The organism is Luteibacter yeojuensis, from assembly GCF_000964085.1.
Classification (GTDB): Bacteria; Pseudomonadota; Gammaproteobacteria; order Xanthomonadales; family Rhodanobacteraceae; genus Luteibacter; species Luteibacter yeojuensis_A.
Genome location: NZ_JZRB01000010.1, coordinates 60,871 through 78,496, shown reverse-complemented (window position 1 = coordinate 78,496; position 17,626 = coordinate 60,871). Strand labels below are relative to the sequence as shown.

The window sequence follows — 17,626 nt, the reverse complement described above, 5'->3', positions numbered from 1 at the left end:
AAAATCGCTCCATACCCCAAGAAAACCCAAGGAGAGTCGACACATGGCCATCGATATCGGCATTGCCAAGAAGGACCGCGAAGCGGTCGCCAAGCAGCTTTCGAAGCTGCTGGCAGATACCTATTCGCTCTACCTGAAGACCCACAGCTTCCACTGGAACATCACGGGCCCGCAGTTCAACAGCCTGCATAACATGTTCGAGGTGCAGTACAACGAGCTGTGGACGGCCGCGGACGAGATCGCCGAGCGCATCCGCATCCTCGATGTGTTCGCCCCGGGCTCGTACAGCCAGTTCGGCAAGCTCACCTCCATCAAGGAAGAATCCGGCGTGCCGGAATGGAAGAACATGGTGGCCCAGCTCGTCGAAGGCCACGAAATCGCTGCCGCCACCTCGCGTGAAGTCATCAAGGTGGCCGACGAGGCCGGCGACGAAGGCAGCGCGGACATGGTCACCGGCCGGCTGAAGGAGCACGAGAAGACGGCGTGGATGCTGCGTTCGCTGCTCGCCTAAACGTTACACGCGCGTGAAAGCGGGGATGGGAGATGGGAAGTGGGGGCGCAAGCACGACGCGCGAGGTTACGCCCCCACTTCCCGCCTCCCGTCGCCGCTTTTCTCTGTCGCCAGCCTGACCAACCGTTCAGCCCGGCGTTGAGCCATCCGGCACCGTTCGTTAAGCTCCCCCGGTTACCTCATTGAAGCCACTTGGGGGCCAGTCGGTCCGGGGAATGTTTTGAGCGCAGCCAGCACGACCGACCGAAGCCACCCCATCCTCCTCGCGGTGATCCTCGCGATCGTCGTGGCAGGCCTGAACTACGGCCTCTGGCTCGTCGCCAACCTGCCCAACGGCCCGGACGACTGGAACGACCCCGTGCCGGGCTTCGCCTTCACGGCCTACCAGCGCTACCAGAACCCGATGAAGGGCGATGTCTCCACCGACCCGGAGATCGACAGCGACCTGCGCCTGATCAAGAAATACTCGCCGCGCATCCGCACGTACTCGATGCTCGAAAACCCGCAGGTGGCACGCCTGGCGGACAAGGAGGGCCTCGACCTCATGGCCGGCGCGCAGATCGATACGCGCCTGGAAAACAACGAAAAGGAAATCGACGCACTCATCGCCCAGGCCCACCGATTCCCAAAGACCATCACCCGCGTCATCGTGGGTAACGAGGTGCTCTTCCGCGGCGACCTGAAACCCGAGCAGGTCATGGCCTACCTCGACCGCGTGCGCGCGGCCGTCAGGCAGCCGGTCTCGGTGGCCGAGCCGTTCCACGTGTGGATCCAGAACCCCGAGCTGGCCAACCACGTCGATTTCATCACCGTCCACCTGTTCCCCTACTGGAACGGCATCACGGCGCGTGCCGGCGTGGGCGACGCCATCGGCAGCTACGAGGCCCTTCGCAGCGCGTTCCCCGGCAAGCACGTGGTCATCGGCGAGATCGGCTGGCCCTCCAACGGCGACCGCTTCAAGGCCGCCTACCCCAGCGTCTCGAACGAGGCCATCTTCCTGCGCTCGTTCTTCAACCAGGCCAAGGCCAGGGGCATCGATGACTATTACGTCCTCGAAGCCATCGACCAGCCGTGGAAGGAAAACCTGGGCGAAGGCCGCACGGGCGCGTACTGGGGCATGTTCAACGCCGACCGCCAGCTCAAGTTCCCGTTCCATGGCCCCGTCACCGAGGACGTGAAGTGGCCCTGGAAGGCGCTTGCCGCCTCCCTGCTGGCCCTGGGCCCCATGCTGTGGTTCGGCATCGCGTTCCGCCGGTTCAAGCTGGGCGGCCTGCTGTTCATGATGGGGCTCATCCAGCTGGCCTGCGGCCTCATTGTCTGGTCGGCCACGCTGCCGTTCAACTTCTACCTCGGCCCCTTCGACTGGGCCATGCTCATCCTGCTGTTCCCCGCGCAGGTGGCCATCCTTGGCATCCTGCTCATCAATGGCTTCGAGTTCACCGAGGTGCTGTGGCGGCGCAAGTGGGTGCGCCACGCCGGCATGCTGCCGCCCGACCCGGTCGAGCGCCAGCCGTTCGTGTCGATCCACCTGGCGTGCCACAACGAGCCGCCGGAAATGGTGCAGATCACGCTCGATTCGCTGGCCGCGCTCGATTACGAGAACTTCGAAGTCCTGGTGCTCGACAACAACACCAAGGATCCGGCGGTGTGGAAGCCGGTCGAAGAATATTGCGAAAAGCTGGGCCCGAAGTTCCGCTTCTTCCACCTCGAGCCATGGCCGGGGTACAAGGCGGGTGCGCTCAACTTCGGCCTCACCGCCACCGACGAGCGCGCCGACGTCGTGGCCGTCATCGATGCCGACTACGTGGTGCGCGAGGACTGGCTGGCCACGCTCACGGGCTATTTCCACGACCCGAAGGTGGCCGTGGTGCAGTGCCCACAGGCACACCGCGATTTCGAGAAGAACCGCTTCCGTCGCATGACCGCCTGGGAATACGACGGCTTCTTCCGCATCGGCATGCACCACCGCAACGAGCGCAACGCCATCATCCAGCACGGCACCATGACCATGGTGCGCCGCTCGGCCCTCGAGGGCACGGGCGGCTGGTCGGAGTGGACGATCTGCGAGGACGCCGAGCTGGGCCTGCGGCTCATGCATGCCGGCTACGAGCTGGTATACGTCGACGAGCTGATGGGCAAGGGCCTCACCCCTGCCGATTTCAAGGCGTACAAGAGCCAGCGCTACCGCTGGGCGTTCGGCGCCATGCAGATCCTGAAGGGCCGCTGGCACTGGATGACGCGCAGGGGCCCGCTCTCGGCCGGCCAGCGCTTCCACTTCCTCACCGGCTGGTTCAGCTGGTTCGCCGATGCGCTGCATTACATTTTCACCATGATGGGCCTGTTGTGGACGGCCGGCATGATCGCCGCGCCCGACTACTTCAACCTGCCCATGCAGCTGTTCCTCATCCCCGTCATCGGTTTCTTCTTCGCCAAGGCCATTTTCGGCGTGGTGCTTTACCGCGCGCGGGTACCGTGCGGCTGGTACGACACCATCATGGCGTCGGTGGCCAGCATGGGCCTGTCGCATGCCATCGCGCGCGGCATCCTGCATGGCCTGACGCGCGAGAAGACCGCCTTCGTGGTCACCGCCAAGAGCCGGCGCATGGGCGGCAGCAGCTTCGCCGCGTTCTCGCCCGTGCGCGAGGAGGTGCTCATGGCGCTGGCCCTGCTGCTGGCCGTCATCGGCATGGCCACGCACTACGGCACGCAGTACGTCGAGAGCACGCTGTGGATGTTCATCCTGGGCGCGCAGTCGATTCCGTATGTTTCCGCCATGGTGGGTGCGTGGATCGCGCACCAGTCGGGGGATGACGCGGGCTAAGAACGGAGCCCACCTCCGCTCTGTTCAGGTTTGTAGACTCCGTTCGCTCGACCTATACGGCTCCGCGGGGTAACTTACCCGCTGTAGACCGGAAGGACGCTCATGCGCCTCACAAGACGCCATGGACTGCTGCTTCTGCCGTGGTTCCTCCTTCCCGCCGCGGCGCATGCCGGCGTCGTCCTGAACGTGGACGGCGTGGACGAGAACCTCAAGAACGCCGTGGTGGCGGGCGTCGAGCTCAGCCAGTACGCCGCGCGCGATGTCACCGACGCGCAGATCCGCCGCCTCTACGCCAATGCGCCCGACCAGGTGCAGGCTGCCCTGCGGCCCTACGGTTACTACGAGGCCACGGCCACGGGCGACCTGAAACAGGTCGGTAACAACTGGCAGGTCACGCTGCACGTGGTGCCGGGTACCCCGGTGAAGGTCACGGCCGTGGATGTCGGCATGGACGATACCGCTGCCAAGGTGCCAGCCATCCGTCGCGCCTTGCGTGGCGTGGAGAACCTCAAGGACAAGCCGATGAACGACGGGCAGTACGATGCCGCCCGCGATGCCGTCGGCGGCGCGCTCACGGCCACGGGCTTCCTCGATGCGCGCCTGGTCACGCACAAGGTGGAAGTGAACCGCGCCGAACACACGGCGAAGGTGAAGCTGACATGGGAGGCCGGCGATCGTTACCGCATCGGCCACGTCAACTTCAAGAACTCGCAGTTCCGCGATGGCTTCCTCGACCGCTACCTGCCTTTCAAGAGCGGCGATTACTTCGCGCAGGACCAGTTGCTCCAGCTGCAGCAGGCGCTGAACGGCGCGGATTACTTCTCCGTTGTCAACGTCATCCCCGACACCGACAACGCGAAAAATGGCACCGTCGACATCAACGTGGAGCTGGCGCCGGCCAAGCGCACCATCTACACCGGCGGCCCGTTCTTCGGCACCGATACCGGCCCTGGCCTGCGCGGCGGCATCGAAAAGCGCTGGATCAACGATCGCGGCCACAAGTGGAAGAACGAACTGGTGGTGGCGCAGCGCCTGAAGACGCTGTCCACGCTGTACTCGATCCCCATGCCTGGCCCCAACCAGCGCAGCTTCAACTTTGGCGCCAACTACCGCGACGCCAACACGGTGACGTCGAAATCGCGCACGCTGCAGCTGGTGGCCAACGAAACACGCCTGTGGCACGGATGGACCCGCACCATCGGCATGAACGCCCTCACCGGCACGTTCACCGTCGGCAAGCGCGGTGGCGAAGGCGACAACGCGCTCGGCCTGGAGCACGGCCGCAGCACCCTGCTCTACCCCGAAGCCACCATCAGCAAGAAGAAGGGTGATAACCCGACCTTCGTCCGCAGCGGCTGGTCGCTCACGCTCACCGCGCGCAGCACCATCGGTACGTTGCTCTCCGATGCCCGGTTCTCCACGGTGATGGGCGACGCCAAGTGGATCCAGAGCTTCTGGGGCCGCAACCGCCTCATCCTGCGCGGCACGGCGGGCAAGACCTGGACCGACGACTTCAGCGCCCTGCCCCCGCAGCTGCGCTTCTTCGCCGGTGGTGACCGCAGCGTCCGCGGCTACGATTTCGAGAGCATCGGCCCACGCAACGCCTACGACCGCGTCATCGGCGGCGAGAGCCTGCTCGTGGGCAGCACCGAGGTGGAACATTACTTCACCCGCAACTGGGGCATGGCGGCGTTCGTCGACGCCGGCAACGCGTTCACCGGTACCGACTACAACCCGCGCGTGGGCGCTGGCCTTGGCGTACGCTGGCTCTCGCCCGTCGGCATGATCCGCGTCGACGTGGCCGTACCGGTCCATGACAAGAACGAACATGGCATCCACCTGCATGTGGTCATCGGGCCCGACCTGTGAGGAGCACCGGCATGAAATGGGTCATCCGCATCGGTATCGCGCTCGGCGTGCTCCTCGTCGCCGTTGCCGCGGGCGTGTGGTGGCTCGTGGGCACCGCGTCAGGCCTGCGTTTCGCCCTGGGCCAGGCGAAGGGCTTCACGAACAACGCGCTCAGCGTGGCCCAGGCCGAGGGCCGCCTCGCTGGCCCGCTCGATCTTGCCGGCATCCGTTACAACGACGGCAAGGGCATGGACGTGCGCGTCGCCAAGGCGCACGTCGATTTCTCGTTCGGCGCGCTGCTGCACAAGACCGCGCACGTGTACACGCTCACCGTCGATGGCGTGGACGTGGCGCTGCCGCCGAGCGAGCCGGACAAGAACGAGCCCAGCGAACCGCTGTCGCTGAAGCCGCCGCTCGACATCATCCTCGACCATGTCAGGGTGGGCCACGTCAAGGTGAGCCAGGCCGGCCAGCCGGTGTTCGAGTCCAACTCGCTCGACCTCGCCGGCTCGTGGACCAACAAGGGCATCGCCTTCAGCAAGCTCGCGCTGCGCGCGCCCGATGGCCAGGCCGATCTCGCCGGTAAGCTCGCGGTCGGCAAAGGCTACATGGGCGACGGCAAGGCCAGCTTCCAGTGGAAGGTGGGCGACATCGAGTACGCAGGCGACCTCGAAGCCCACAGCGACGGCGCGAAGGCCCACACGCTGGTGAAGCTGCGCCTGCCCTTCGTGGCGCAGGTGGATGCCAACCTCACGCAGAGCGGCGACTTCCCGTGGACCGCCGCCATCGATGCGCCGCGCTTCAACCCAAAGCCGCTGCTGGGCGATGGCAGCCTGGAGGCGCTCAGCCTTGCATTGAAGGGCTCGGGCGATCGCTACGGCGCCAAGCTCACGGGTGACGTGGGCCTCAACGATTACCAGGTGCGCCTCGCCCCCATCGATGCCGCGTTCGACCACGACTACAAGCGCCTCACCCTCAACGAACTCACGGTGGGTTCGCCGCAGGTGAAGGGCTCGCTCACCGCGAAGGGCACCGTGGAAGTGGCCGCGCAGCCCCTCACCGCTGATCTCTCCCTGCAATGGAAGGGCGTGGTGGTGCCGCAGGAGGTCGCGGGCCAGGTGCTGGCGAGCGACGGCAAGCTCACGTTCCAGGGCGGCGCGGAGGATTACCACGCGCAGGGCGATGTGGATATCGGGCCACCCGACCGCATCGGCAAGTTCACCCTCGACGTGAACGGCAAGCCCGATGCCATCGCCATCCGCACGCTTGAACTGAAGCAACCGCATGGCGACCTCGCCGCCAGCGGCACCGTGACGCTTAAGCCGGGTATCGCCTGGAAGCTCGACGTCAAGGGCGATGCGTTCGATCCGGCCCAGTTGCTGGCCGAGTGGCCGGGCGCGCTGAACCTCGATCTATCCACCGAAGGCCGCCTCGTCAACGACGAGCCGCTGGGCACGCTCGAGCTGCGCAAGCTCGACGGCACGCTGCGCAAGCGGCCGCTGCGTGGCAGCGGCAAGCTCGAGCTGAAACCGCACACGGTGGTCAACGGCACGCTCGACGTCGCGTCCGGCAGCAGCGATATCTCACTCGACGCGAAGGGTGACACCGCCAACGACGCCCAGCTGAAGCTTGCCATCGCCTCGCTCGGCGACTGGCTGCCCGACGCCGGCGGCCGCTTGCAGGGCACCATCAACGCGAAAGGCAACGTGCCCCGGCTCGCGGTGAAGGCCGACCTGCGCGGCAGCGCCATCGTGTACGCGGGCCAGAAGATCGACGCGCTTACCGTCAACGCCGATGTGCCCGATGTCAGCAGCCCCGGCGGCAAGGTCGACGTCGTTGCCACGGGCGCCAATACCGGTGGCCTGGTGTTCGACCGCATCGCGGTCAACGCCGACGGCACGCAGGAGAAACACCAGCTTTCGATCGACGCGAAGGGCCGCCCGCTCACCGCCGACCTGAAGCTCTCCGGCTCGTACAAGAACGACGCGTGGAACGGCACGCTCTCCGCGCTCGACATCGATTTCCAGAACCTGCCGCGCTTCCGCCTGCAGAACGCCAGCCAGCTCGCGTACAACGCCGGCGCGCTGAGCATGAGCGACCTGTGCCTGACAGCAGGCGACCCCCTGCTCTGCGTGGCCGCCAACCAGGACAAGGGCGGCAACCTCGATGCCAGCTACCGCCTGCGCCGCGTACCGCTGGCCTTGCTGATGACGGCCGCCGAAGCCGGCAGCACGCCCATGCGCGCCGACGGCATGATCGAAGGCGACGGCAGCATCCGCCGAACCGCCGCGGGTGCGTTGTCGGGCCAGGCCAGCATCACGTCGCCCCACGGCACCATCGTCTACCCCGACCGCAGCGACCAGCCGCTGCTGGTATACGACAACCTGGCGCTCAACGCGCAGCTCGCCCCGGATAACCAGCGCGCCACCGTCAACGCCACGCTCAACGATGGCGGCACGCTGGCTGGCAATGTCTCGGTGTCGGGCGCCCAGCAGGCCCTGGGCGGCAACGTGGCCCTGCACCTGAAGAACCTCTCGGTCATCGAGCTGTTCACCACCGAGCTCGCCGCCGTGAAGGGCGGGCTCGATGCCAACTTCAACCTCGGCGGCACGGTGGCGGCGCCGGCCATCACCGGGCAGGCGCTGCTGGGCGGCTTCGCCGCAGAGGTGCCCAGCGCCGGCCTGAAGCTGCACGACGGCCGTGTCAGCGTCAGCACCACCGACGCCACCAATTACGCGGTGGATGGCACCATCCAGTCGGGCGAGGGCTCGCTCGGCATCAAGGGCACCGCCGCGCTTGGCGCGGGCGCGCAGATGCGTCTCGCCATCCAGGGTTCGAAGTTCTCCGCCGTCGACATCCCCGCCGCCAAGGCCGTCGTCTCGCCCGACCTCACCATCGTGCAGGACGCCAAGGGCATGAACGTCAACGGCAAGCTGGGCATCGACATGGCCGACGTGAACGTCGAACGCCTGCCCGGCGCCGGTGCCACCAAGGCCTCGTCCGATGTCGTGGTCGTCGACGACAAGGCACAGGAAGCCGCCGCGGAAGCCTCGCCCATCAGCGCCGATATCCGTGTCGACCTGGGCCAGAAACTGCACCTCGTCGGCTTCGGCATCGACGGCCGCATCACCGGCCAGCTCGACGTCCGCGAGCGCCCGGGCCGCGCTACCACCGGGCAGGGCCAGGTGACGGTCGATGGTACCTACAAGGCCTACGGCCAGGACCTGCGCATCGAGCAGGGCCAGTTGCTGTTCGCCACCACGCCCATCGACAACCCGGGCCTGAACATCCGCGCCGCGCGCACCCTGAACCCGAACGCCACCATCGATGACGGCCAGAAGGTTGGCCTGTATGTGTCGGGCACGGCACGCCGCCCGATCCTCACCGTGTTCTCCAACCCGGTGATGGAGCAATCCGATGCCCTCTCCTACCTCGTCACCGGCAAACCGCTGTCGCAGGTGAAGGGCGGCGAAGGCAACATGGTCGGCGCCGCGGCACAGGCCCTCGGTTCCGCCGCGGGCGACCTGCTCGCCAAGAGTGTCGGCTCGAAGATCGGCGTGGACGATATCGGCGTCAGCAACAACGACGCCCTCGGCGGCACCTCGGCGTTCACCGTCGGCAAGTACCTCTCGCCGCGCCTCTACCTCAGCTACGGCGTGGGCCTGTTCGACCCGGGCCAGGTCATCACCCTGCGCTACCTCTTCAGCCACCGCTGGAACTTCGAGGCGCAAAACGCAACGGACTTCAGCCGGGCGAGCTTGAACTACCGCCTCGAACGATAACCGCCCCCACCCCCTCCTTGTGGGAGCGCGCTTGCGCGCGATGCCTTCTCGTATCCGCGCAGCCCCTTCTTCTGTAGGAGCCGGCTCGCCGGCGACGCCTTTCGCGACCACACCCCATGCGTTCCAAACTCCCCAACCACCACGCGTAGTGCGGTCTGCCAACACCTGATTAGCTCGCCATCCCCTTGCCGAGAACACCAGGCGCGCCATGCAGAAGCCACGACCAGCACGACGGATGACGTCGTACCTCACCCGCAAGCGCCGATGCTCGCGCCGTACACGAATCGCCTGCATCATCGCGTTCGAACTCGTCGTGATCGTCGTGGCCTACCTGGTCGGTGGCTGGGCAACCTGCGCCATCGCGATCGCCACGGCTGGCTTGCTCGCGGTCATCCACGGGCTCGTCGTACTCGCTACGGCTATTCTTATGGCGAAGCCGTAGTGCGAGGAAGCGGGTGTTCTCCTTCGACAGGGTCAGCCACGCGTTCGTCGTAAGGCGTTGTATCCATGATGTAGTACTCGAACGAGGAGGCATTCCGTACAGCCTTCCACCGCTCCCGTACGGCCAGGTCCTCCACCTTCTTCAAACCATATTCGTAGTCCTGCGTTCCGCTGTACTCGCCGTTGAAGTGCGTGAACTCATGCACGATGGTCCCAGGCCGCGAGTCCGGCCAGCCAACATCGGGAAGCTTAAAGAACAGATCGCAGAAGTGGACTGCGTATTTTGTATCTACCTCGCTCCACGCGGCGGTGGTGGCAGGATAGCCGGGGCAACCGCACTTCGGAATTAATTTCTGGCTCGGCCCGCCAAGGATGTGCTCCCACACCCTGCTTGCGGTGTAATACGCGTGGCCGTTGTCGCTTTCCGTAAAGCCCTCTTCGTCGCGCATGATGCTATCGTCATGCACACCAAACCACCGTTCATACCGCGGGTGGGGCCGAAAGACAGTGTGGTATTGGCCGTCAGATCCCTTGACCCGCTCGTACATACGATACATATCCGAGCTCGCCGCATAGGCTTTCTGGAACGCCAAACTTTTTGCAGCGTATATGGTATCCCTCTGCTCCTTAGTGCACTCATCGTCCAGCGACACCTCCACCCGGCGGACTGGGCCATGGACGACGATAACCGCTTCGTTCGATTCAACCTCTTTCAGTCGGTTGCGGTGAAACGCGCTGTACTGCTCCGACGTCACAACGCCGGGATCGGGTTCGCGCGTAAGAGGCAGGAGGTAGCGAACAGTGAATACTCCGCCATTGCCAAAATCGTACTCAGGAGTGAGGTCGACATCTCCAGACTTGCTTTCGCCAGGATGCAGCGTGACGAAGTCTTCCAAGTGCAGGCGGCCTACGTTCACCCAACGACCCACGTAGCGAAGTGGTGTGCCGCTGGAATCACTCACCTCGAAAATAGGCTTGGGTAGTCGGCCGGCAGCCTGCGCGAACGGCGTATCCCAGAGAAAAAGCGATACATCCTCGTCACCCGTATTCGTGATCTCGACATGGACGACCGCAGAACGAGCGGTATCGCTGAGGTGCGGCGTACTGATTTGAACGTTTATCGCTTGCGTTGCGAACGTTGGCGAAGCCAGACCCAAGCCAGCCACCGACACCGCCAGGCATGCAAGCGATTGAGGCGTGTGCTTAAGCAGCCGTTTGAATATGCTTTCCATCTTGCGCTCCGACATGTAGGGGTGCGCAAGGTAGGCCCCGGTGGGTGCCCGAGGGAATGGAAGAAATCTGAGTTTTGGGTAACGTAATTTGGCGTGTGATGGGCGTCACATTTTGTCCCGGCCGAACGTCCATCGCGCGCGAGCGCGCTCCTACAACAACGCCGAAACGCCGGGCGGCGCCTAGCGGGTGGAGTGGAGGCGGTGGAGCAGTTCGGCTTCGGTGAGGGAGATGCCGCAGGTTTCGGCGATGTCTTGTGGGGTGGCGCCCTGGCGGGCCAGGCGCTGGGCGAGTGCCAGTGCGCGGTCGGCGTTGGCGCCGGGTTCGGCCGCGACGGTGACGCTGGGCGAGCGGCGTACCTGGTCTTCGATGTCGCCCAGGCGGTTCTCGAGGCGGCGGAGCATGCCGGCGAGCTGGTCGGGCTGGACAGTGGTCGTTGCCATGACGGGTGGCGCGGGCGCGGCGGGTGCAGGCGCGGCCTCGGCGACGGGCGCGGCGTCCGCGGCGGCCTTCGGCGTGGGGACGGCTACGTGCGCCAGGCGCCGGAACACGAGCAGCAGGCCGATGAGGTTGATGACGGCGAGTGCGATCAGCACGTAGCCAATGAGGGCGGCGTTCATGCGGGTTGGGCTCCGGTGGCGGGGACACGGTAGCGCATGTGGGGGTGGCGCACTAGGGATCGCCAGCGAGCTGGCTCCCACAAGGAAGCCTCACGGGTGGCAGCACCTCACGCGCGGCAGAGGCGTGGCACGTCCACCAGGGCGATGAAGCTGTCGTCGCGGGTGAGCACGCCGCTGACGGGGTCGTCGCGGCGGGTGGCGCGGCCGGGCGGCGGCGGGGCCACGTCGGCGGCGTCGAACTGCAGCATCTCGCCGATCACGTCGATGCGCAGGCCCACCGTGGTGCCGGCATCGTCGAAGACGATGACGCGCTGCGCATCGGCCTCGGCGGCATCCACGTCGCCTTCGAGGCCGAAGCGGCGGCGGCCGTCGAGCACAGGCACGATCTGGCCGCGCAGGTTGACGATGCCGAGGACGTCGGACGGCGCGCCCGGCACCGGCGTGATGTCACCGGGGCGGATCACTTCGCGCACGGCGGAGAGCGATACGGCGTAGCGCTGCCCTTTCAGGGAGAAGCCGAGCCAGAGGTCACGGCCATCGTGTTTCACGTCACTCACTGCCGAGTTCCTGTTCCAGCCAGCTGATCAGGGCCGCGGTGCCGATCACGCCGCAGCGGGGTTCTTTGGACATGCCGATGAGCCACGGCCGCGTCGCCGCGCCATCGCGCCACTGTACGTTGGCCGTGTCGAGCGCCACCGGCTCGTCGGTGACTTCGCAGGCGAGCGCCCAGCGACGGTCGCCCAGCAACACGAGGGTGGGCGCGGGTGCGCCCGCCATGTCGGGCGAGAGGATGGCGGCGAGGTCGGCCACGCGCGCTTCACCGCTCGGATGGCGCCAGCGGCCCAGGCACATGCGGTTGCTGTGTTGCGGCGGCGACAGCGGCGGCATCGGCAGCATGTGGGTCACATCGGCCATGGGTACCGCCACGCGCACGCCGGCGGCGGCGCACAGCAGGTAACGGGGTGCGGAACGGACGACGTCGGGTTCCGGCTCCGGTAGCGCGTTGCGCCAGCTCTCGATCGCGACGACCTTCACCTCGGCCGGCGCCGGCGGGGGCGTGGCGTGGACGGGCGTCAGCAGTTCCGCCAGGTAGTCGGCGACGATCTGCTCGGCGTCGTGCATCTTGCCGATCACGCGGCGGCATCCGTGACGGCGGTGGCGGGCTTCGCGAGCAGCTCGGCAAGCAGCTGGCGGTAAGCCAGGCCACCACGGCGCGCGGCGGGCCACGACGCGAGCGGCACGCCGGCGGCGCTGGCTTCGCGGATCTGGGTGTCGGTGGGGATCACGGCCTCGCTCACCACGTCGCCGTATTGCTCGCGCAACTGGGCGAGACACGCGCGCGAGGCATGCGTGCGCGCATCGAACAGCGTGGGCACGATGGTGCGCGGCATGGGCTTGCCGCGCGAGCGCTCGATCATGGAGAGGCTGCGCAGCATGCGCTCGAGGCCAGCCAGCGCCAGCGCCTCGGTCTGCGTGGGCACCAGCAGGCGGTCGCTGGCGGCCAGTGCGTTCACCATCAGCACGCCGAGCGTCGGCGGGCAATCCAGCAGCACGTGGTCGAAATCGGGCGCGAGCTCCGCGAGCGCCTGGCTGAGCACGAGGCCCATGCCGGGCTTGGTGCCGAGCTGGCGATCGAGCGTGATCATGGCGGCGGACGCCGGCAGCACGCTGAGGTTGCCCCACTGCGTGGCGTGCACGAGCGTGCGCACGGGCAGCGGGTTGCCGCTGACGCCGAAGAGATCGTAGACGCTGCCGTGCGCGCCACCCTCGACGCCGATGTAACCCGACAGCGAGGCATGCGGGTCCATGTCGACAAGCAACGTGCGCTTGCCCTCGGCGGCCAGCAGGCTGCCGAGCGACATGGCGGTGGTGGTCTTGCCCACGCCGCCCTTCTGGTTGGAGATGGCCCACACGCGCATCAACGCGCTCCTCCCGTAGGCTGTTGGCCGGCGGCGCTCGCCGTGCGGTCGGCATCGGTGTAGATGCCGGCCGGCATGGCCTTGTCGCTCATGACCACGATCTGCACCCGGCGATTGTGGTTACGGTTTTCGTCGGTGGTGTTCGGGACACTGGGGCGGAACTCGCCCCAGCCCATGATGCCCACGCGATGCGGGTCGACGCCCTGCTCCGTGAGCAGGCGCGCGACCGTGGCCGCGCGCGCGGCCGACAGTTCCCAGTTGGAGGGGAACGTGGACGTCGCGATGGGCGTGTTGTCGGTGTACCCCTCGACGCGGAGCGAGTTGGGGAACGGTGCGAGGATGCCGGCGAGCTTGCGCAGCACATCCTCGGCCGCCGGCTGCAGCTTCGCCACGCCGACGGGGAACAGGATATCGGTGCGCACTTCGATCTCGAGCCAGTCAGGCGTCTGCCGCACGCTGACCAGGCTCTTGTCGATGAGCGGCTTCATGGCACGCTGCACCTCGTCGGCGATCTGCGTGAGGTTGGGTTCGTCGACCTTGCCCACGGTGGCGTTGTCGGCTGGCGCGGCCTGTTTTTTTTCGCCCGGCTGCGGCTCGGCGGCGGCGCCCTCGTGCCCCGGCAGCGGGAGGTTGCGCGGCGGCAGCGGCACGTCGATCTTGGCGATGGGGCTTGCCGTGGGCGCACGCGACTGATTTGGCAGCGGCACCTGCGCCGCCGGGGCCTGCGCCTGAATCGGCTCGATGACCTTGCCCGTGCCGTTGAACGCCTCGTTGATCGAGGCCGCCATGACGCGGAACTTCGATTCATTGACGGCGGAAACGGCGTACATCACCACGAACAGCGCCAGCAGCAAGGTGATGAGGTCGCCGTAGGGGATGGCCCAGCGCTCGTGGTTGATGTGTTCTTCGTGGTGGCGGCGCTTCATTGCAGGAACCCCTGCAGCTTGCTCTCGATGTGGCGCGGGTTATCGCCCTGCGCGATGGAGACGAGGCCTTCGACGAGGATCTCGCGCATCTGCGAGCGCGCGCGGGCGAGGCCCTTCAGGCGCGCGGCCATGGGCAGCGCCAGCAGGTTGGCGAGGCCAATGCCGTAGATGGTGGCAACGAACGCGGCCGCGATGCCATGGCCCAGCTTGCTCGGGTCGGCCAGGTTCTGCATGACGGCCATGAGGCCCATCACCGCGCCGATGATGCCCATGGTGGGCGAGTACGCGCCCGCGTTCTCGAAGACCTTGGCGGCTTCGATGTCGATGTGTTCACGGGTGAAGACTTCCACCTCGAGCACCGAGCGCATGGCATCGGGCTCGGTGCCATCCACCAAAAGCTGAAGCCCCTTGCGGATGAAGGGGTCCTGTTCGCGTTCGATGGCCGGTTCCAGGCCGAGCAGGCCGGTGCGGCGGGAGATCTCGCTCCAGCCGACGATGCGGCTGACGAGGTTTTCCGATTCGATGTCGGGCGGGCGGTACACCCACGGCAGCATGGCCCACGCGCGCTTGAGCACGGGGCCCGGGGTTTGCACCAGCAGCGCGGCGAAGGTGCCGAGGAACACGATGACGAAGGCGGCTGGGTTCCACAGGGCGTCGAGGCTCGAGCCCTTGAGGATGGTCCCCACGATGATGACCACGAAGGCCAGGATCGTGCCGACAACGCTCACGATATCCATGTCAGACAGCCATCCTCAGGCTGGGCAGCACCTGGCCGCTGTCGTCGGCGAGGCCCGCGAGGTCGAGCACCAGCGAAATGCGCCCGTCGCCCGTGATGGTGGCGCCGGCGACGCCGGGCACGTCCTTGAGGAACGGGCCCAGCGGCTTGGCCATGACATCTTCGCGGCCAAGCACCTCATCGACGAGGCAGCCGAGCGTCTGGTGGCCGATCTGCACCACCACCACATGGCCACCCCTGCCCTTCGCGCCGGCCCAGTTGCCCAGGTCGGCGAGCGGCAGCGCGCGCTGGCGGTGCGCGGCCACGACGCGGCCATCCAGTTCCTGGACCTGGCCGGCGGCCAGTTCGAACACTTCGGCGACGTTGGACATGGGCAGGCTCAGCAGGCGGTGGCCCACGCGCACCATGAGCACGCGCAGGATCGCGAGCGTCAACGGCACCGAGAGCCGAACCGTGCTGCCGTGGCCCACCCGCGAATCAATCGACAGGGTACCGCCAAGTTCGACGATTTTTGTCTTCACGACGTCCATGCCGACGCCGCGGCCGGAAATATCCGAGACCTGGCTGGCCGTGGAGAAGCCCGGGCGGAACACGATCTCGTAGCACTCGCGCTCGTCGAGGCGGGCAGCCTGCTCCTCGTCCATCAGGCCCTTCTCGACGGCCTTGCGGCGCAGCACGTCCGGGTCCATGCCCTTGCCGTCGTCGGTGACCGTGATGACGATGCGGTCGCCGAACTGGCCTGCGGCCAGGCGCACGGTGCCGGCACGCGGCTTGCCGGCGTCGTCGCGCACGTCGGGCATCTCGATGCCGTGGTCGACGGCGTTGCGCAGCAGGTGCACCAGCGGGTCGGCCAGGGCCTCCACCACGGTGCGGTCGATATCGGTTTCCTCGCCCTCGGTGACGAGTTCGATCTCCTTGCCCAGCTGGCGGGCAAGGTCGCGCACGATGCGCGGGAAACGCGAGAACAGCTTGCCCACCGGCTGCATGCGCATGCGCAGCACGGCGTTCTGCAGATCTTCGGCCACGCGCTCCAACTCACCGATGGCACGTTCCATCGGGTCGTTGGTGCCGCGCGGGGCGAGGTTCATGAGGCGGTTGCGCACCAGCACGAGTTCGCCCCCCGCATCGACCAGGCTGTCGAGACGGTGGGTGTCGACGCGGACGGTGGTGTCGGCCGCGGCGGCGGGTTGCCGTTTTTCGGCAGTGGGGGCGGGTTTGGGGGCGGGCGCGGGTTTGGCGGGTTCGGCCGGCTGCGCCGGTATCGCCGGCGAGCCGGCTCCCACAAGAGCCACGCCGGCTCCCACAAGGGCAGGCTCCGGCGCGGGCATCGTCGGCGCGCTTGCGGCCGCGTCGTCGGCGCCGGGGGCGCCGGTGCCGTAGAGCTGGTCGAGCAGGGCTTCGAATTCGTCGTCGCTGATGCTGCCGTCGGTGGGGGCCTCGGGCATCGCGGGCTCCGGCGGCATCGCGGGCGAGCCTGCACCCACAAGAGCCTCGACGGGCGCTGCGGCTTCTTCGCCGGGGGCGCCGGTGCCGTAGAGCGAATCGAGCAGCGCCTCGAACTCGTCGTCGCTGATGGTGCCGTTGGATTCGGGCGCGGGCGCCCGCTCGGCGCGCGCGGCGTCGAGCATGGCTTCGAATTCGTCTTCGATCGGGTCGTAGGGCTTCGCCGGGGCCACGGCCGCGGTGACGGGCACCGCCGCCGGTTTAGGCGCACTGACAGGCACGGCCAGCGCCACGGGTGGCGCCGAGGCGACACGCCCCGGGATGACGAGGCGATCGAGCAGCGAGCGCGGCGCGGCCTCGATGGCCACGCCGGCATCGGCCGCGCGCATCATGTCGTTCAGCAGGTCGAGCGATTCCAGCAACGCGTCCATGAGGCCCGCGTTGAGCACGATGGCACCGTTGCGCGCTTCGTTGAGCAGATCCTCCGCGCGGTGGCACAGCTCGACCATGGCGTTCAGGCCAAGGAAGCCCGCACCGCCCTTCACGGTATGGAACGCGCGGAACACCGCGTTCAGGAGGTCGCTGTCTTCCGGCGACGCCTCGAGGTCCACGAGCTGTTCGCCCAGGGTCTCCAGGAGCTCGCGTGCTTCGATCAGGAAGACGTTGAGCAGCTCGTTGTCCAGCTCCACGCTCATGGCGGGTTAGAAGCCGAATTCGCTGAGGAGCCGATCCACTTCGTCCTGGCTGACCTTGTCCGCGGCCGGCGTGTTGGCGCCCGCGAGCGAACCGGTGAGGCGCACCAGCTCGACCAGCGAGGATTCGACCTTGGCCATGAAGGCCTCGACCTTGGCGACGCGCTGGCCGGAGAGATCCTGCCACGACTGGGCCTCGACCATCTCGCCGAGGCCGATGTCGCAGTTCTGCGCGAAATCACCGACGCGCACGGCCAGCGACGTGGCGTTGGCGGCGAAGGTGGGGTCGGCGTGGTCGAGCACGAGCAGTTCATCGGCCTGCTTCGCGAGCGACTGCGCCTGCGGGCGCAGCTTCTCGCTGAAATCGAGCGTGCGATGCGCCGCGGTGGCGCTCATCTCGAGCACGTCGCGCAGGTGCGTGCGCGCGTCGCTCATGGTGCCCGGCAGGCCCTCGTCCGAGAAATCGGCCGAGAGACGGCGGGCGGATTCGTGCAGGTCGCGCGCGAGGTGGCCCAGCGCCAGGAACAGGTGCTGTTCGCGGCTGCGGATGAGGCGGTCGAGCGCTTGTTCGAACGCGGCGTTGTCGTCGGCGTCGAGCAGCTCGCGCAGCTCGGGCGCGACGTCCTGGCCAGAGGAAATCGTGGTGTTCATGGTCAG

General features: G+C 67.1%; 14 protein-coding genes. 5 read left to right on the top strand and 9 right to left on the bottom strand.

The annotated features are described in order from the left end of the window. Positions 1-43: 43 nt before the first annotated feature. From VI08_RS05595 to VI08_RS05575, 5 genes are all read left to right on the top strand, one after another. Complete coding sequence (locus VI08_RS05595) at positions 44-511, top strand: Dps family protein (RefSeq protein WP_045828571.1); 468 nt, start codon at positions 44-46, stop codon at positions 509-511. A 220-nt stretch (positions 512-731) separates the two neighbouring features. Continuing rightward, positions 732-3,332 carry a glycosyltransferase family 2 protein gene (locus VI08_RS05590; RefSeq protein ID WP_045828570.1) on the top strand — a complete coding sequence of 867 codons (2,601 nt, stop codon included), beginning with the start codon at positions 732-734 and terminating at the stop codon, positions 3,330-3,332. 102 nt (positions 3,333-3,434) lie between these two features. Continuing rightward, on the top strand, positions 3,435-5,201 hold the full coding sequence (locus VI08_RS05585; RefSeq protein WP_045828569.1) for an autotransporter assembly complex protein TamA: 1,767 nt from the start codon (positions 3,435-3,437) through the stop codon (positions 5,199-5,201). 11 nt (positions 5,202-5,212) lie between these two features. After that, entirely contained in the window at positions 5,213-8,962 is a 3,750-nt protein-coding gene (locus tag VI08_RS05580) for a translocation/assembly module TamB domain-containing protein (RefSeq protein WP_045828568.1), read from the top strand. Positions 8,963-9,197: 235 nt separating this feature from the next. After that, positions 9,198-9,404, top strand: coding sequence for a hypothetical protein (locus VI08_RS05575; RefSeq protein WP_045828567.1), 207 nt, complete (start codon positions 9,198-9,200; stop codon positions 9,402-9,404). Here VI08_RS05575 and VI08_RS21180 read toward each other — a convergent pair. The 9 genes from VI08_RS21180 to VI08_RS05525 form a co-directional block, all read right to left on the bottom strand. After that, complete coding sequence (locus VI08_RS21180) at positions 9,388-10,650, bottom strand: M35 family metallo-endopeptidase (protein WP_084621286.1); 1,263 nt, start codon at positions 10,648-10,650, stop codon at positions 9,388-9,390. The genes VI08_RS05575 and VI08_RS21180 overlap by 17 nt on opposite strands. Positions 10,651-10,815: 165 nt before the next feature. Continuing rightward, on the bottom strand, positions 10,816-11,253 hold the full coding sequence (locus VI08_RS05560; RefSeq protein ID WP_045828564.1) for a DUF2802 domain-containing protein: 438 nt from the start codon (positions 11,251-11,253) through the stop codon (positions 10,816-10,818). A 107-nt stretch (positions 11,254-11,360) separates the two neighbouring features. Further along, positions 11,361-11,810: a chemotaxis protein CheW gene (locus tag VI08_RS05555; RefSeq protein WP_045828563.1), complete on the bottom strand. Its 450-nt coding sequence runs from the start codon at positions 11,808-11,810 to the stop codon at positions 11,361-11,363. Continuing rightward, positions 11,803-12,387, bottom strand: coding sequence for a hypothetical protein (locus VI08_RS05550; RefSeq protein WP_045828562.1), 585 nt, complete (start codon positions 12,385-12,387; stop codon positions 11,803-11,805). The genes VI08_RS05555 and VI08_RS05550 overlap by 8 nt, the downstream gene beginning before the upstream one ends. Beyond that, complete coding sequence (locus VI08_RS05545; protein ID WP_045828561.1) at positions 12,384-13,172, bottom strand: ParA family protein; 789 nt, start codon at positions 13,170-13,172, stop codon at positions 12,384-12,386. Before VI08_RS05545 ends, VI08_RS05550 begins: the two co-directional genes overlap by 4 nt. Beyond that, positions 13,172-14,098 (bottom strand): flagellar motor protein MotD, encoded by a 927-nt coding sequence (gene motD / locus VI08_RS05540; RefSeq protein ID WP_052697706.1) that lies wholly within the window; start codon positions 14,096-14,098, stop codon positions 13,172-13,174. The genes VI08_RS05545 and motD overlap by 1 nt, the downstream gene beginning before the upstream one ends. Beyond that, entirely contained in the window at positions 14,095-14,835 is a 741-nt protein-coding gene (locus VI08_RS05535; protein WP_045828560.1) for a flagellar motor protein, read from the bottom strand. The genes motD and VI08_RS05535 overlap by 4 nt, the downstream gene beginning before the upstream one ends. A 1-nt stretch (position 14,836) precedes the next feature. Next, a complete protein-coding gene (locus tag VI08_RS05530; protein WP_045828559.1) occupies positions 14,837-16,972 on the bottom strand; it encodes a chemotaxis protein CheA in 2,136 nt (711 codons plus the stop codon). A 6-nt stretch (positions 16,973-16,978) separates the two neighbouring features. Beyond that, positions 16,979-17,620: a protein phosphatase CheZ gene (locus VI08_RS05525; protein WP_198148845.1), complete on the bottom strand. Its 642-nt coding sequence runs from the start codon at positions 17,618-17,620 to the stop codon at positions 16,979-16,981. Between the last annotated feature and the right edge of the window lie 6 nt (positions 17,621-17,626).

Coding starts and splice junctions, on each gene's coding strand:
- VI08_RS21180 (WP_084621286.1), bottom strand. CDS start 10,650: ATGTCGGAGCGCAAGATGGAAAGCATATTCAAACGGCTGCTTAAGCAC.
- VI08_RS05580 (WP_045828568.1), top strand. CDS start 5,213: ATGAAATGGGTCATCCGCATCGGTATCGCGCTCGGCGTGCTCCTCGTC.
- VI08_RS05560 (WP_045828564.1), bottom strand. CDS start 11,253: ATGAACGCCGCCCTCATTGGCTACGTGCTGATCGCACTCGCCGTCATC.
- VI08_RS05575 (WP_045828567.1), top strand. CDS start 9,198: ATGACGTCGTACCTCACCCGCAAGCGCCGATGCTCGCGCCGTACACGA.
- VI08_RS05535 (WP_045828560.1), bottom strand. CDS start 14,835: ATGGATATCGTGAGCGTTGTCGGCACGATCCTGGCCTTCGTGGTCATC.
- motD (WP_052697706.1), bottom strand. CDS start 14,098: ATGAAGCGCCGCCACCACGAAGAACACATCAACCACGAGCGCTGGGCC.
- VI08_RS05525 (WP_198148845.1), bottom strand. CDS start 17,620: ATGAACACCACGATTTCCTCTGGCCAGGACGTCGCGCCCGAGCTGCGC.
- VI08_RS05530 (WP_045828559.1), bottom strand. CDS start 16,972: ATGAGCGTGGAGCTGGACAACGAGCTGCTCAACGTCTTCCTGATCGAA.
- VI08_RS05595 (WP_045828571.1), top strand. CDS start 44: ATGGCCATCGATATCGGCATTGCCAAGAAGGACCGCGAAGCGGTCGCC.
- VI08_RS05545 (WP_045828561.1), bottom strand. CDS start 13,172: ATGCGCGTGTGGGCCATCTCCAACCAGAAGGGCGGCGTGGGCAAGACC.
- VI08_RS05585 (WP_045828569.1), top strand. CDS start 3,435: ATGCGCCTCACAAGACGCCATGGACTGCTGCTTCTGCCGTGGTTCCTC.